This window comes from Enterobacter sp. Cy-643, assembly GCF_011752815.1.
GTDB lineage: Bacteria > Pseudomonadota > Gammaproteobacteria > Enterobacterales > Enterobacteriaceae > Cedecea.
Genome location: NZ_VWWV01000001.1, coordinates 34371 through 49486, shown reverse-complemented (window position 1 = coordinate 49486; position 15116 = coordinate 34371). Strand labels below are relative to the sequence as shown.

The following is a 15116-nucleotide window of genomic DNA, read 5'->3' as shown; positions in this document are numbered from 1 at the left end:
TTTAATCATTCTCAGGGAAAACCGGTAATTCGATACGGAAGCACACTTCCGCGCTGTTAGCGTTGATCAGGCTAAGTTTTCCGTGCATACGTCGAATGCAATCCCTGGCGATACTTAACCCCAGCCCACTTCCCTTTACGGAGCCCTTCCGCTGGTGGCTGCCCTGGAAGAAAGGCTCAAAAATCATCTCTTGTTCCGTGGCCGGAATCGGCTCGCCGGTATTCGCGACCTCAATGTACAGTATCGCGCCCACCTGCAAACTCCGGAGGTAAATGGTACCGGATTCACTGCCATAGTGCACCGCATTGGAGTAGAGATTATCCAGTACGCTCATCAGTAGCGTAGCCTCTGCGAGACAGGCTTTGGGGCTTAATTGAATGTCCGTATGCATCATTTTAGCCCTCGCCGGCAGACTGTGGGCAGAGATAACCATCTCCACAATCGGGGCCAGCTCGACCCTTTCCAGCGTGACCGTTCCGTCTGCCAGCTTGCGGTTATAGTCCAGCAGCTGTTCAATCAGCTTTTGCAGATGGCGGCTGCTGTTGTCCAGGATGGCAACGACCTCCTTCTGGTCGGCATTGAGCGGCCCGGCAACCTGGTCAGCAAGCAGCTCAGTTCCTTCTCGCATACTGGCGAGCGGCGTTTTTAATTCATGGGAAAGATGGCGGAGGAACTCGTGGCGCTGGGACTCAAGCCAGGACAAGCGCTCGCTTAGCCAGACAATGCGCTGCCCAACGGAGCGCAGCTCACGCGGGCCTTTAAATACCTCGCTGTTGCCGAGAGAACGCCCTTCCCCCAGCCGGTTAATCATCCGTTCGATGCCTTTCACCGGGCCGATAATCATGCGGGTGAAGATAATAACCAGCCCCAGGCTGAGCAGAAACAGCACTAAAGCCTGCCAGCCGAAGAACTGGCCTCGTTCGGCAATTTCCTGCTGCAGCTGCTGTCCGCGAGAGAATACCACCGCCCGCGTGGCCTGCACCATTTCAGCATTGGTTGAGGCGAATTGCTCCAGCTGGTTCGCCGCAGGCGCTTCCGGCCCGCTGTTTTTACATTTGAGTTCTGCCAAATCGTTCAAAGACTGGCTGAGCGATTGGTAGAGTTTCGGATCGGGTAATACGGAGGCATGGGCTTCGAGCATTTGAGCATAACGCTGGCGCTGCCCCTGATACAGCTGGGCAAGGCGTGAATCATCAAGCACGCAATACTGCCGGTAGCTCCGCTCCATTTCCAGCGCGACATTGGTCATCGCTTCGCTGCGGCGGGCATCGGTCAGCGTGGTGCGGTTGGTCAATGCGGCCTGAGCGCTCAGGGCGTTAAGGCTTTGCCACGCCTGCCACGCAAGCACCAGCAGCGGTACGAGCACCAATAAAAAGGCCATCATGACAAGCTGGCGCAAAGATCGAGGGAAAAAATGCCACTGGTTCAATAGCTTCATCTCACATTACCTGTATGACACGATGCTAGCCGCGATTGCGCGTGGTGGAAAGGTGCGATTCCCGGAAACAACAAAGGCAGGGTTAAAAACCCTGCCTTTGCTTAGGAATTAGGCGGCGCCTTACTCAACGTTTCGCCCGGAGCATGATAAGCCAGAAGGCATTTATCAAAAATCGGACGGCAGGCACCTTTTTGTGCGTCATTCGGCGGTTTATGTAGTCTGTCTGAAAAGACGCTGACATAAGAGATTGAATGAGCCACTGGGCTTTATTAAGCAGATATCATGCCAACTTCATCTATTTCAATTCAACTCATTGTTTTAAAAATGATTAAAAGAGCCAGAAGGAAGATATATTGTGCGTATTTTTTGTTCTTTGTGTCGCCATTTCACAACACTCTAAAATCCACCCAATTACATCATTTAAAATCAATGCGTTAAATGTCTCCTTTTGGAGACATCATATAAATGGAAATGTCGTGATTTAGTGACAAAAAAGGCCCCTCACCTGGCCCTCTCCCCAAAGGGGAGAGGGGACTGGATCGGAGCCTGTTGGCTATTTCACACCCTCTAAAAGCAGGGCACCGGATCGGAGCCTGCCGACCGTTTTCCCCCTCTCCCTTTTAGGGAGAGGGTCGGGGTGAGGGTAATCAGCCCAGCTGCTTACGTGCGTTGCGGAAAATACGCATCCACGGGCTGTCTTCGCCCCACTCTGCCGGATGCCAGGAATTACTCACGGTACGGAACACGCGCTCAGGATGCGGCATCATGATGGTCACGCGCCCGCTTTCGTTGCTCACCGCGGTGATCCCATTTGGCGAACCGTTCGGGTTAGCCGGGTAGGTTTCCGTGACTTTCGCGAAGTTATCCACGAAGCGCAGCGCCACCAGCCCTTTGCTTTCAAGCGCGGCGAGATGAGCGGCATCACGCACTTCCACACGACCTTCGCCGTGAGAAACCGCGATAGGCATATGAGAGCCGGCCATGCCCTGCAGCAGCAGCGACGGGCTGGAGGTCACCTCAACCAGGCTGAAGCGCGCTTCAAAGCGATCGGACTGGTTACGCACAAAGCGCGGCCACAAATCACTGCCTGGGATCAGCTCACGCAGGTTAGACATCATTTGGCAGCCGTTACAAACGCCAAGCGCCAGGGTTTCCGGGCGATGGAAGAAGGTTTCAAACTCATCGCGCACGCGAGCGTTGAACAGGATGGACTTCGCCCAGCCTTCACCCGCGCCCAGCACGTCACCATAAGAGAAGCCGCCGCACGCCACCAGCGTGTGGAAGTTTTCCAGCCCGGTGCGGCCCGCAAGCAGGTCGCTCATATGCACGTCGATGGCGTCAAAGCCCGCACGGTGGAAGGCGGCCGCCATCTCAACGTGGGAGTTAACGCCCTGCTCACGCAGGATGGCCACTTTAGGACGCGCGCCCGTCGCGATGAACGGCGCAGCAATATCTTCTTTGATATCGAAGCTCAGCTTCACGCTCAAGCCTGGATCGTTATCGTTCGCCTTGGCGTTGTGCTCTTCATCCGCACAGGCCGGGTTATCACGCAGACGCTGCATCTGCCAGGTGGTTTCTGCCCACCACATACGCAGCGTGGTACGGCTTTCACTGAACACCGCGCGCCCGTCAGCGCTAATGGTGAAGCGGTCGCCTTCGACAGCTTTACCGAGGTAATGCACGCAGTCAGCCAGGCCATGCTTAGCCAGCAGCGCCTCAACGGCTGCGCGATCCTCAGCGCGAACCTGGATCACGCCACCCAGCTCTTCGTTAAACAATGCGGCCAGGCGATCGTTCCCGAGACCGGCGATATCAACCTCAACGCCGCAGTGGCCGGTAAAGGCCATCTCCGCCAGGGTCACCAGCAGCCCACCGTCGGAACGGTCGTGCCAGGCCAGCAGTTTACGATCCGCCACCAGCGCCTGCATTGCATCCCAGAAGCCTTTCAGTTGCTCAACGCTGCGAACGTCAGCAGGCTTGTCGCCCAGTTGACGATAAACCTGGGACAGCGCGGTTGCACCCAGCGCGTTATGACCTTTGCCTAAATCGATCAGCAGCAGGGCGTTGTCTTCGGTGCTCAACTGCGGCGTCACGGTGCCGCGCACGTCTTCCACGCGGGCAAACGCGGTGATCACCAGCGACAGCGGAGAAGTCATCTCGCGCTGCTCGTTACCTTCCTGCCAGCGGGTTTTCATCGACATGGAGTCTTTGCCGACCGGGATAGTGATCCCCAGCGCTGGGCACAGCTCTTCCCCCACGGCTTTCACCGCTTCATACAGGCCAGCGTCTTCACCAGGGTGGCCGGCGGCGGCCATCCAGTTTGCGGAGAGTTTAATGCGCTTCAGGGAGCCAATTTGGGTCGCGGCGATGTTCGTTAAGGCTTCACCCACGGCCAGGCGACCGGATGCCGCGAAGTCCAGCAGGGCTACCGGCGCACGTTCGCCGATAGACATCGCTTCACCGTAATAGCTGTCCAGGCTGGCGGTAGTTACCGCGCAGTTGGCAACCGGGATCTGCCACGGGCCAACCATCTGATCGCGCGAAACCATACCGGTTACCGTGCGGTCGCCGATTGTCACGAGGAAGGTTTTTTCAGCCACGGTCGGCAGGTGCAGAACGCGTTTCACCGCATCGGCAATTGAAATTTCGCTGCTGTCGAAGGCATCGCCTTTAGCTTTCAGCGTCTCAACGTTGCGCTCCATCTTCGGCGTTTTGCCCAGCAGCACATCCAGAGGCATGTCGATCGGCTGGTTATCAAAGTGGCTGTCGTTGAGCGTCAGGTGCTGTTCGGTGGTGGCTTCACCAATCACCGCATACGGCGCGCGCTCGCGGCGGCAAAGTTCATCAAACAGCGGCAGCTGCTCTGGCGCAACGGCCAGCACATAGCGCTCCTGAGATTCGTTACACCAGACTTCGAGCGGGCTCATCCCCGGTTCGTCGTTAAGAATATCGCGCAGCTCGAAGCGGCCACCGCGCCCGCCGTCGCTGACCAGCTCAGGCATGGCGTTGGACAGACCACCCGCCCCAACGTCGTGGATAAACAGGATTGGGTTGTCGTCGCCCATCTGCCAGCAGCGGTCGATCACTTCCTGGCAGCGGCGTTCCATTTCAGGGTTGTCGCGCTGCACGGAAGCAAAATCTAAATCCGCATCGGACTGGCCGGAAGCCATTGACGAAGCCGCCCCGCCGCCCAGGCCGATGTTCATTGCCGGGCCACCCAGCACAATCAGCTTCGCGCCCGGCGTGATTTCGCCCTTCTGCACGTGGTCGGCACGGATGTTGCCGATCCCGCCCGCCAGCATGATAGGTTTGTGGTAACCGCGCAGCTCCAGACCGTTGTGGCTGTTCACCTGCTCTTCGTAGGTACGGAAGTAGCCGGTCAGCGCCGGACGACCAAATTCGTTGTTAAACGCCGCCCCGCCCAAAGGACCTTCGGTCATAATATCCAGCGCGGTGACGATGCGGTCTGGCTTGCCGAAATCCTGCTCCCACGGCTGTTCGAAGCCCGGAATACGCAGGTTAGACACGGAGAAGCCCACCAGGCCCGCTTTTGGCTTCGCGCCGCGCCCGGTAGCACCTTCGTCACGGATTTCACCGCCGGAACCGGTTGCCGCCCCCGGCCACGGAGAGATAGCGGTCGGATGGTTGTGGGTTTCAACCTTCATCAGGATGTGCGCGTCTTCCTGATGGAAGTCATAGCGCCCTGCTTCACGGTCAGCGAAGAAGCGACCGACGGCGGAACCTTCCATCACCGCCGCGTTGTCTTTATAAGCAGACAGCACATAATCCGGCGTTTTCTCGAAGGTATTTTTGATCATTTTGAACAGCGATTTCGGCTGCTTCTGCCCGTCGATAATCCAGTCGGCGTTAAAGATCTTATGGCGGCAGTGCTCGGAGTTCGCCTGAGCAAACATGTACAGTTCGATGTCGTTCGGGTTGCGGCCAAGCTTGTTGAACGCATCCTGCAGGTAGTCGATTTCGTCTTCCGCCAGCGCCAGGCCGAGGCGAATATTCGCTTCCACCAGCGCATTGCGCCCTTTGCCGAGCAGGTCAACGCTCTGCACCGGAGCCGGCTGCTGCTGGGTAAACAGCTGCTGCGCATCGTTCAGAGAGGAAAACACGCTCTCCATCATGCGGTCGTGCAGCAGGGCCGCCACGTCCTGCAGTTGCTCAGCGGTCAGCGTGCTGCCGGTAACATACCAGGCCACGCCGCGCTCAAGGCGCTTAATCTGCGGCAGGTCACAGTTGTGGGCGATATCGGTAGCTTTAGAAGACCAGGGGGAGATGGTGCCAGGGCGCGGAGTCACCAACAGCAGGGTGCCTTCCGGCGCATGCTCTGCGAGGGTTGGACCATATTTCAACAGCCGCTGCAGGCGGGCAAGCTCGTCGGCGTTTAGCGGCGCCTCGAGGTCGGCAAAATGAACATACTCGGCATAAATATCGCTTACCGGGAGGTTAGCATCGTTGAAACGGGCCAGGAGTTTGTTAATACGAAATGCCGAAAGAGCAGGCGAACCACGCAGAATTTCCATCATTAAAGATCTCTCGTCTTCAGGGCGAAGGGGGGAAAACGGGCGTCATTATAGAGAATCCTCCGTCGCGACGAAACCGTTTGCGTAGAAATAACAGCAGAAGTTTTTATTGCACGAAAAGTAAACGATATATTCTTAAAAGTTGCTTACTGGCGTTTTCTTACGCAAAATGCGCCTCATTCACTGACGGGGTTCAGACAAATCATGGTTATTGTTGGCTAAGGCTCATCCTGCTGCAGAATGTTATCTATTTGAAAAGAATAAAGATTAATTATCTGCTTATCGGTATCGTCACCTTGTTGCTGGCAGTGGCTTTATGGCCCTCCATTCCAGGTTTCAATCAGGCCGAAAACCGTATCGCCGCGATCAAAGCGCGGGGGGTTTTGCGCGTCAGTACCATTTCATCGCCGCTCACCTGGACGATGATTAACGGCAAGGCAACGGGTCTGGATTACGAGCTCGCGAAACAGTTTGCGGACTACCTGGGCGTGAAGCTGTTAGTCGTCGTGCGGCCAAACATCAACGCGCTGTTTGATGACCTGGACAATGACAATGCCGACCTGCTCGCCGCAGGCCTGGTGTACAACTCTCGCCGCAGCAGTGACTACCAGGCGGGGCCAACTTATTATTCCGTTTCGCAGCAGATGGTCTACCGCGTGGGCAGCCCGCGCCCCAAATCTCTCGGCGGCGTCAAGCCGTCGCAGCTGGTGCTTTCTCCCGGCCAGGCGGTGGTGAGCGATTTGCAAAAGCTAAAAGACGCTCAGTACCCCGACCTGAGCTGGAGCATTGACGCCAAACAAACCAGCAACCAACTCTTGCAGCAGGTAATTGACGGCAATATCGCGTTTACCATCTCAGACTCCATCGCCATCAGCCTTTTCCAGCGCGTGCATCCTCAACTGGCCGTTGCCCTGGACGTCACGGATGAACAACCGGTCACCTGGTTCTCTAAACGCGATGGCGACGACAGCATGAGCGCCGCGCTGCTCGATTTCTATAATCAGATCAGCAGCGACGGCACGCTGGCGAGGGTTGAGGAGAAATACCTGGGCCATATTGGTGATTTTGATTACGTCGATACCCGAACCTTCCTGAACGCGGTGGATGCCGTTTTGCCGGAACTCCAGCCGCTGTTTGAAAAGTACTCTGACGACATTGACTGGCCGCTGCTGGCGGCCATTTCCTATCAGGAATCCCACTGGGATACTCACGCGACTTCACCGACCGGCGTGCGCGGGTTAATGATGCTGACAAAAAATACGGCCCAAAGCCTCGGCATCACAGACAGGCTCGACGCCGAACAGAGCATCAGCGGCGGCAGCCGGTATCTGAAAGATATGATGAGCAAGGTCCCGGCCACGGTACCGGAATACGAGCGCATCTGGTTCGCGCTGGCGGCCTATAACATGGGCTATGCCCACATGCTGGATGCCCGTCAGCTGACGGCCAGACAAAAAGGCAACCCGGACAGCTGGGCCGATGTGAAAACGCGCCTGCCGTTGCTGAGCCTGAAGCCTTATTACAGTAAAACAACCTATGGCTATGCTCGCGGACACGAGGCTTACGCGTATGTGGAGAACATTCGCAAGTATCAGCTAAGTCTGGAAGGGTATTTGCAGGAGAAACAGAAGATCGCAGCTCAGGCGGATAAGTTTGCCGAGGCTTACCCTGCGGTTGCCCCGGTTGAGCTGGCTAGTCCGTCTTACGGGCCTTTTCCTTTAGGGCCTTTTTCTCAAGGCGACGAGCGCGAAAAAAATCGCTCAGCATGGCTGAGCACTCTGTCGCGAGCACCCCTTCACTGACCTGCACCTGATGGTTCATTCCCGGATGGCCGAGCACGTCCATCAGCGAGCCTATCGCCCCGGTTTTAGCGTCACGCGCCCCAAACACTAAATGGCCAATGCGGCTATGCACCATCGCCCCCGCGCACATGACGCAAGGTTCGAGCGTGACGTAGAGCGTGGTGTCCAGCAGACGGTAATTTTGCAGTACCAGTCCGCCCTGGCGCAGCGCCATGATCTCCGCATGAGCCGTAGGATCGTGGCGACCTATCGGACGATTCCAGCCTTCACCGATGACCTGATTATTGTGTACCAGCACCGCACCAACGGGTACTTCTCCTTCATCCCAGGCTCGCTGAGCGAGGGTCAGGGCGTGGCGCATCCAGTGTTCATGGGTAAATTCTGTCTCTGACACAACGCTCTCCGCGGCAGAAGTGGGCGGCGCATTATACACACCGCTTAACGGATTCAAAACGCCTCACTCAAGCTGCTGCAGTTCCCCCTGAGGCGTGACGCGCCAGCGGTGCTCACAGAAATACAGCAGAGGATTATCCTGATGGCTGTCGCTGTAGCCGCTATAAAGCCGCAGCGGCACGCCGAGATGCTGCTCCAGTTGAGCCACTTTCTCATGGCCGAGACAGCGCAGGGTCAGGATCCATCCACCGTAAGCTCGCGCCATCTGGCTGGCAATAACGTTGACCTCCGGCAGCCACGGCGTATCAAAATAGACTTTCTCTACCAGCGGCTGCGGCGAGCCGGTAATCAGCCAGACGTCGGCGTTCGGGCTGTGCAAATAATCCGTGAGGCGCTGCTGGACAACCGGAAATACCCTCACCTTCTGGCGGAACCAGGCGACAAACTCACTTTGCAGCCGCTGGAGCCGGGCCTCGCGGCGCCCAAACGTGATGCTCCACAGCAGCAGGCTCATTGGCTGGCGGGCCGCGCTGCCTTTGATCAGCATCATGCCGCCAATCAGCGGCAGCAGCATAATAACCAGCGGCACGTTCAGCGGCAGGCGACGCAGAAGATAAAACAGGAAACTGCCGAACATGTCCTGCTGATGCAGGGTGCCATCGAGGTCAAAAAAGACGATGCGGCGCGGATAATGAGTTGTCAATTCTGGCTCCTTTGAGACTCGCGTGCACAAAACGACGCAGGGTAAAGCCTAACAGATAGCCCGGTGATTTTCCGCGCGCCTTCCAGGCTGGCCGGTTGAACACAACAGAATATTTAATTCGGCAACATTGCTCTATAATGGAATTTATAATTCGCTCAGATGCTTACCAGAGCAAGTCGTTATCAGAAGTGCCGCCCCGGAGGTGAAATGAACTGTTTACTGCGCATTCGAAGCCGTTACGCCATGCTGGCCCAGAGTGACCGCAAGCTGGCCGACTTTTTGCTCGCGGAGCCCGATCGCGCACGCCATCTCAGTTCACAGCAGCTGGCAGAAGAAGCCGGTGTCAGCCAGTCCAGCGTCGTAAAATTTGCGCAGAAACTGGGGTTCAAGGGCTTCCCGGCGATGAAACTGGCTATCAGCGAAGCGCTGGCGAGCGGCCAAAACCCTAACTCCGTTCCGGTTCACAACCAAATTTTGGGTGACGATCCGCTGAGGCTTGTTGGGGAGAAGTTGATTAAAGAGAATATCGCGGCAATGCACGCCACGCTGGATATTAATGCGGAAGATAAATTGCTGGCGAGCGTTTCACTGCTGCGCAATGCGCGGCGCGTGCTGCTCGTGGGAATAGGCGCATCCGGCCTGGTAGCGAAGAATTTCTCGTGGAAGTTAATGAAGATTGGTATTCACGCCGTCGCCGAGCAGGATATGCATGCCCTGCTGGCAACCGTGCAGGCGATGACGCCGGAGGATGTGCTGCTCGCTATTTCCTACTCGGGCGAGCGGCGGGAGATCAATCTGGCGGCCGATGAAGCGTTGAACGCCGGGGCGAAAATCCTCGCAATTACCGGCTTCACGCCTAATGCTCTGCAGCAGCGAGCCAGTCTGTGCCTGTATACCATCGCGGAAGAACAGGCCACGCGCAGCGCAGCCATCTCCTCAACCAGTGCCCAAATGATGCTGACCGATCTGCTCTTTATGGCGCTGGTGCAGCAGGACCTGGAAAATGCGCCGGAGCGGATCCGCCAGAGCGAGGCGCTGGTGAAGAAGCTGGTTTAGGGCTCAAGGCTGCTTCGCATTTGCCGGAAATTTTTTATACAGCGTGGAAACGCCGACATCGTAAATAATCGCCACCTGCTGCCTTGTTTCTCCGGCAGCAATTAATCGCCCGGCCTGCGCCCACTGCGTGGCCGACAGTTTAGGCCGCCGCCCGCCAATTCGCCCTTCCACTCTGGCCGCAGCCAGTCCGGCCCGGGTTCTTTCGACGATAAGCTCGCGTTCCATCTCGGCCAAAGCGCCCATCACGTGAAAGAAAAATCGCCCCATCGGCGTAGAGGTATCAATGCTGTCCGTCAGGCTACGGAAGTTAATCCCGCGCGTGCGCAGTTCCTCAATCAGCGAAACAAGGTGGCGCATACTCCGCCCAAGCCGGTCCAGCTTCCAGACAACAAGCGTATCGCCTTCACCGAGCGTTCTGAGCACTTTTTTTAACCCCGGCCTGTCCGCCGTTTTACCGCTGATTTTATCCTCAAAAATCAGCTCACATCCTGCACACTCCAGCGCATTTTTCTGCAGCGCGGTGTTTTGGTCATTTGTTGACACCCTGACATAGCCTACCAGCATGACGTTTTGCCTCACAAAAGGCTGAGAGCATGCCACGGCGCGGCAGGATGTGCATTTTCTTAAAGGTTGGTTTGGGGGAAGCGGCGAAACGGGGTGTAGGGACGGGAGCAAGCCAGATACCTGATATGTCTTTCTGGCAAAAAAGTGCAGGTACTAGTCGATGGAGAAAATTTCCAGACGGAACAATAATTCAGACAGGAATTTCCGTTGCTGGTAATTTAGGAACACCATCAAATATTACATTGCCTGTATCGTTCAGCAATACAGCTTATTCAGTTGTAACATCTTATGATAATGCTCGTTCAGGGGTCACTGCCGTTTATAGTTTCTCGGCCTTGCCCGTTACACCATCTCAATTTTCTTTGATGGGTTCGCTAGCATCTCAGATATCTGAGCAATTTGCTTACTGGATAGCTATAGGGGATTAACAGATGAAAAATTATTTTTATTCTAAAAAAGAGAATGGCTTTTTTATTGATGCTGAATATGCACCTGATGATTCGGTTGAAATAAGTGCTGAGCGCTGGTCAGAGTTGCTCAAGGGCCAAGAGAAAGGACTTTTTATTTCAGGTGATAAAAACGGGGAGCCAGTACTACTCGAAAAGCCACCGCTCACCCATGATAATCTTATTCATATGGAAGAAATGAATAAGAACTTTTATATATTAAAAGCAAACGAATTCATTAACAATAAACAATGGCCTGGTAAAGCCGTAATTGGCCGTCTAAAAGACGACGAACGGATGCAGTACAATTTATGGCTAGATTACCTTGATGCACTAGAGGCTGTTGATACCTCTAGCGCACCAAATATTGAATGGCCTACTGCTCCGAATCAGTAATATCAACTAATATTGGCTCGCCGTTTTCATTGGCTGCGAGTCTTTTTCCTTGTGGCATATATGATAACGTAAAGAACCAATTGTCATCCGGTAACTCAATCGTACCAGCAGTATTATGTATGACAGGCAAAACCTCAGTCATTGTTGTAGGATCAAAATAACGCATGGTAACCTCTTTATTAATTAGATGAGCAATAAACACGCCATGAAAATCCGTATCCTGATGGACCACCATTTATAGTTTGACAACGAGCTTTAAATCCGCTGGTTGTTATTGTGTCATCTATAACCATAGAAACATGTAGTTGTTCAACAGATGACCCTAGATCAGTATTTAAATGCTCAGCAATAGATATATTCACTGCCAGTTTTGGTAAGGTTATTGGAAAAATGACGGTTGCGAGACCATCAACAATCGTTGACCTATAGCCATTCAACTCAATAGTACCATCGGACCAAATGGTCCAATCGCCATTAACGTTGCTCCCTTGGTTAGTTACAAACTTCGCATTTCCCAAACCAAGGTTTGCGAGAGCCGTAGAAACAGCCCCGGCACCGTCGGCCTTAATATCCGCGAAGGGGTTTTGGCGGCTGAGATATTGGTTACCAAAACCTGAAGTAAGCTTCGCCAGGAAGGCGGCGATGTCGCCGTCGTCCAGCACGTCCTGCCCGCTTTTATCGCTCACGAACTGGGCCAGCGCGGCGGCAATAAATGACGTCTGGCGCAGCGCTTTGTTCACCTGAGCGCTGCTGGCTTTACCGCCGGCAAAGCCGCTTAACAGCGCGGGCAAATTTTCCCATTCATTTTGCGGCGTGACGTTGGCGTCAGGCCTGGTCGCAAAAGGTTTAAACTGATTTGTAGCCATTAAAGTTTCCTCTCCCATGCGCCGTCGTCAAAACCGGCGATATAGTGATTGTTGATATCAAACCCAAAGAATTTGCCGCCCTGCGACGGCGCTTCTACCGAAGGCGTCTGAATGTCTCCGGCCCAAACGCCCGCGGCTTTCACCGTCAGGTAGCCCTGTTTGATGGCCGCAATAAGCTCCAGAGAAACGTCTGCAATGTCCGTTTCCGGCAGCACCCATACGGAAATGGTCATGTCCTGGTTGTCGACGATTTGCATGCGCAAACCCGCCCCTGCCGTGGCGGCGTCCAGAATCGCGGGCAGCGTGTCGTTCTGCCCGTCCCAGTTGTTCATCGCGATTTTTGCCTTGAGGATGATGCGGTAGGTTTCATCGCTCAGTGAGGTGTAGCCTGCATCAGGATCGTAAGGCCCCTGCCACACGCCCTGGTCGTAACCCAGCCCGTCGGTGTCCCAACTGAAATAGACGCCGGAAATAGGCTGACTAACGATACGGCTTCGCCCAATCCACTTTCCCAGCGCGTCAAGCTGAACCCCAACCGCAGTGTCGATATCAAACGCATTGACCAGACTTTCGGTGGTGTTGGCGGTTTCAGTGAAAGGACGGGTACTCAGATCCACGTGGGCAAAAAACAGGGGCTTGCTGGCGTGGTAACTGGTGATGCGCCCGGTATATTTACTCATGAGCTCACCGTGATAGTGATGTTATCCACGCGGCAGGAGGCGGCTTCGCTGTAGCCAATATTGACGTTTGCTGCCGCGACCGCAGAAGAGGATTTGCCGATCAGCAGGTCAGTGATGTCGTAATATCGCGCTTGCCCGCCGCTGACCACGCCCAGGTTAGCCGGTGAGTAAATGCGGCTCAGCAGCACGCTGTCGCCAATGCCCAGGCCGTTGATATAGTCGGCAATCGCCTGCTTCATCTGTTCGCCGATTTGCGACGTATAGCCGGTGAACACTTTCAGCACGATGTCGACGTAAATCGGCACATTGTCAGATCGTGAGAAAGCAATACAGTGGGGATTGCCATAGAGATCGGGCACCACAATGGACGTCGCGCCGAAGGTTGCTACGCCCTGCCCCTTTTTGCCCCTGATCGTCCGGGCAATTTCCGTCACATCCCCACCGTCCACAATCGCGGCAATGGAATGCGGCGGCAGGCCATTGGCGTTGACGGCACCGGTATCATTTTCGTAGAGCTTATGCCGGGTTACCCCTGCGATGTTGGCAATCGCCCCCTCAACCGCCTCAAACGGCGTGAGCGCAGGTAAGGCAACGCTCTGCGACTGCCGGATGCGTAATTCGGCATCGGTTTCCGCTGCAACACCCGGCGTGGCAGCCTGAGGGTTCGTGACGGCAGTCCAGCCGCGCGTTGGGGTGCCCATAATGGTGATGGACCCCGCGGGGGCAGCCATTACGCCGCTGCTGGCGCAGGTTGCGGTGGCTGTTACCGAGCCATCAACGCCGAGCGATACCACCTCAGGCAAAAACCACGTCACGCCGCTGTCATCTCTGACAGAACCTCGGGTGATAGTCGTGCCGGGAATGCCCGTGAGAAGCAGATCGACCGTCGAGAAGGTCGCCGCACGCCTGACAATACCGTTGATCTTAACGTTGCTCGATAACGCCCGCCCCATCGCTGTCGCAGGCGAAAAGCTGTTGTAGGTGGCAATCGCCGCGTTGTTGGCGTCATGAATGGCCAGCGCCACCAGCGAGATGAGCTGCCCGTCTTTGCTGTCCGGCTCCAGGTACGCATCGGTGCCGTAGATTTGCCTGAACGCATCCATCAAAGTCCCTAGCAGGCTTTGATAATCAGGCGCGGTTATCCCCTGGGCCGTTACCGTTGCCGATAACCCCAGCGTTTCAGAATTGAGGGCCATTTATGCCTCGCTGTTTAAAGTGGTGGGACCGTAAACGGTGTCGATGGTGGCGTTGAAGGTTACGGTGCGTTTTTCAGTACGTGCGGCGGTGACATCCAGCACGGACTTAACGCCCATGGTCTGGCTGACGCGGTCAATCAGCATTAATACCCAGGTATCATCCTGCTGCTTGCCAAGAACGGACTGGCGGTAAGGCGTGCCGGCGCGGTTATCCAGAAACCACTCCCCCTGCCACAGTTTTAGCCGGGTACTCACTGCCTGAGCTACGCACTCGGGCGAATTTTCCAGGAAAGTGTTTTCTCCCTGGCCAAAGGTGTAATCCCCGTCGCTGTTCTCTCTGCGATATTTCATACCGGACCTCCCGTATTTGCGCCGCCGGACTGCACGCCGCCGTGGCGGTGCTTTGTCAGGCTTATGCCGCTGGCAGTAACATCGCCGCTCACTGTCAGGTTGCCTTTGATATTCACCTCACCGGTCAACTCAATGCTGGCCGCCGTCGCGGTGAGCTTTCCCGGCGTAGCGAGCGTGATGCCGTGACTGCCGGGATCCAGCTCAACAAAGGCTTTGCCGTCTTCGCTGCGCAGTTGGACTGCCGTGGAACTGATACCGCTGATTTTTTTCGCCTGTGATTGGGGGCCGGGTAGCACGAAAGCGTCCGACAACGAGTGCTGGCGGGCATCGACCGGCTCCTGGATGCCCCCGCTTTGCCACCAAAAATCGATGGCGCGATCGGCGAAAATGACCAGACATTCGTCTCCCTTTTTAAGCGGAAACGTTAGCGAGCAGCCCCCGCCGTGCGGGAAAACAACCGGCACATCCACCAGCAGCGGGTAGGCGACTGAAGCCATTGTCCCGTCACTCTCCATCCTCGCGCCCCGGATAGCAGGCGCAACTTCACAGGTAACAGATAGCGGATCAAAAGATTGAATAATGCCGGGTAACGCGACCCGAAGATCGTTACTTAATGCGGCCCGGCTGGCCGCAAGCGTATCGGCCAGCTCACCGCTGAGAACCGAAGTCGTCAGAGCCATGATTCCTCCAGGG

The 15116-nt window shown here is 55.7% G+C and carries 15 protein-coding genes; 4 read left to right on the top strand and 11 right to left on the bottom strand.

All coding sequences use genetic code 11. The features are described 5' to 3' along the window. Position 1: 1 nt before the first annotated feature. On the bottom strand, positions 2-1438 hold the full coding sequence (locus F3J29_RS00275) for a sensor histidine kinase (protein WP_166862108.1): 1437 nt from the start codon (positions 1436-1438) through the stop codon (positions 2-4). A 647-nt stretch (positions 1439-2085) separates the two neighbouring features. Further along, the gene (gene purL / locus F3J29_RS00270) at positions 2086-5973 is read right to left on the bottom strand and encodes a phosphoribosylformylglycinamidine synthase (RefSeq protein WP_166862106.1); all 3888 of its coding nucleotides are present in this window, start codon (positions 5971-5973) and stop codon (positions 2086-2088) included. A gap of 248 nt (positions 5974-6221) precedes the next feature. Here purL and mltF point away from each other — a divergent pair, with 248 nt between their 5' ends. Further along, positions 6222-7772, top strand: a complete 1551-nt coding sequence (mltF, locus tag F3J29_RS00265) for a membrane-bound lytic murein transglycosylase MltF (RefSeq protein ID WP_166862104.1) — start codon at positions 6222-6224, stop codon at positions 7770-7772. On the opposite strand, the gene tadA is transcribed toward mltF, so the two are convergent. Both tadA and yfhb read right to left on the bottom strand, forming a co-directional pair. Beyond that, positions 7663-8166, bottom strand: a complete 504-nt coding sequence (tadA, locus tag F3J29_RS00260) for a tRNA adenosine(34) deaminase TadA (protein WP_166862102.1) — start codon at positions 8164-8166, stop codon at positions 7663-7665. The genes mltF and tadA overlap by 110 nt on opposite strands. Before the next feature lie 63 nt (positions 8167-8229). Next, a complete protein-coding gene (yfhb, locus tag F3J29_RS00255) occupies positions 8230-8868 on the bottom strand; it encodes a phosphatidylglycerophosphatase C (protein ID WP_166862100.1) in 639 nt (212 codons plus the stop codon). Between the two features lie 207 nt (positions 8869-9075). Here yfhb and F3J29_RS00250 point away from each other — a divergent pair, with 207 nt between their 5' ends. Beyond that, positions 9076-9924 carry a MurR/RpiR family transcriptional regulator gene (locus tag F3J29_RS00250; protein WP_008459467.1) on the top strand — a complete coding sequence of 283 codons (849 nt, stop codon included), beginning with the start codon at positions 9076-9078 and terminating at the stop codon, positions 9922-9924. Positions 9925-9927: 3 nt separating this feature from the next. Here the strand turns inward: F3J29_RS00250 and F3J29_RS00245 are convergent, their stop codons facing one another. Then, positions 9928-10488: a recombinase family protein gene (locus tag F3J29_RS00245; protein WP_166862098.1), complete on the bottom strand. Its 561-nt coding sequence runs from the start codon at positions 10486-10488 to the stop codon at positions 9928-9930. Between the two features lie 29 nt (positions 10489-10517). Here F3J29_RS00245 and F3J29_RS00240 point away from each other — a divergent pair, with 29 nt between their 5' ends. Both F3J29_RS00240 and F3J29_RS00235 read left to right on the top strand, forming a co-directional pair. After that, positions 10518-10916: a gp53-like domain-containing protein gene (locus tag F3J29_RS00240; RefSeq protein WP_286175094.1), complete on the top strand. Its 399-nt coding sequence runs from the start codon at positions 10518-10520 to the stop codon at positions 10914-10916. Positions 10917-10919: 3 nt separating this feature from the next. Beyond that, positions 10920-11330, top strand: coding sequence for a tail fiber assembly protein (locus tag F3J29_RS00235; RefSeq protein WP_166862096.1), 411 nt, complete (start codon positions 10920-10922; stop codon positions 11328-11330). On the opposite strand, the gene F3J29_RS00230 is transcribed toward F3J29_RS00235, so the two are convergent. From F3J29_RS00230 to F3J29_RS00205, 6 genes are read right to left on the bottom strand one after another with little or no spacing between them, the layout of a single operon-like run. After that, complete coding sequence (locus F3J29_RS00230) at positions 11311-11496, bottom strand: hypothetical protein (protein WP_166862094.1); 186 nt, start codon at positions 11494-11496, stop codon at positions 11311-11313. The two genes, F3J29_RS00235 and F3J29_RS00230, sit on opposite strands and share 20 nt — an antisense overlap. 13 nt (positions 11497-11509) lie before the next feature. Beyond that, positions 11510-12196 carry a hypothetical protein gene (locus F3J29_RS00225; RefSeq protein ID WP_166862092.1) on the bottom strand — a complete coding sequence of 229 codons (687 nt, stop codon included), beginning with the start codon at positions 12194-12196 and terminating at the stop codon, positions 11510-11512. Further along, entirely contained in the window at positions 12196-12876 is a 681-nt protein-coding gene (locus tag F3J29_RS00220) for a DUF2612 domain-containing protein (RefSeq protein WP_166862090.1), read from the bottom strand. Before F3J29_RS00220 ends, F3J29_RS00225 begins: the two co-directional genes overlap by 1 nt. After that, entirely contained in the window at positions 12873-14072 is a 1200-nt protein-coding gene (locus F3J29_RS00215) for a baseplate J/gp47 family protein (RefSeq protein WP_166862088.1), read from the bottom strand. The genes F3J29_RS00220 and F3J29_RS00215 overlap by 4 nt, the downstream gene beginning before the upstream one ends. Next, positions 14073-14423 carry a contractile injection system sheath initiator gene (locus tag F3J29_RS00210; RefSeq protein WP_166862086.1) on the bottom strand — a complete coding sequence of 117 codons (351 nt, stop codon included), beginning with the start codon at positions 14421-14423 and terminating at the stop codon, positions 14073-14075. Further along, positions 14420-15103 carry a Gp138 family membrane-puncturing spike protein gene (locus F3J29_RS00205; protein WP_166862084.1) on the bottom strand — a complete coding sequence of 228 codons (684 nt, stop codon included), beginning with the start codon at positions 15101-15103 and terminating at the stop codon, positions 14420-14422. The genes F3J29_RS00210 and F3J29_RS00205 overlap by 4 nt, the downstream gene beginning before the upstream one ends. Positions 15104-15116: the final 13 nt, after the last annotated feature.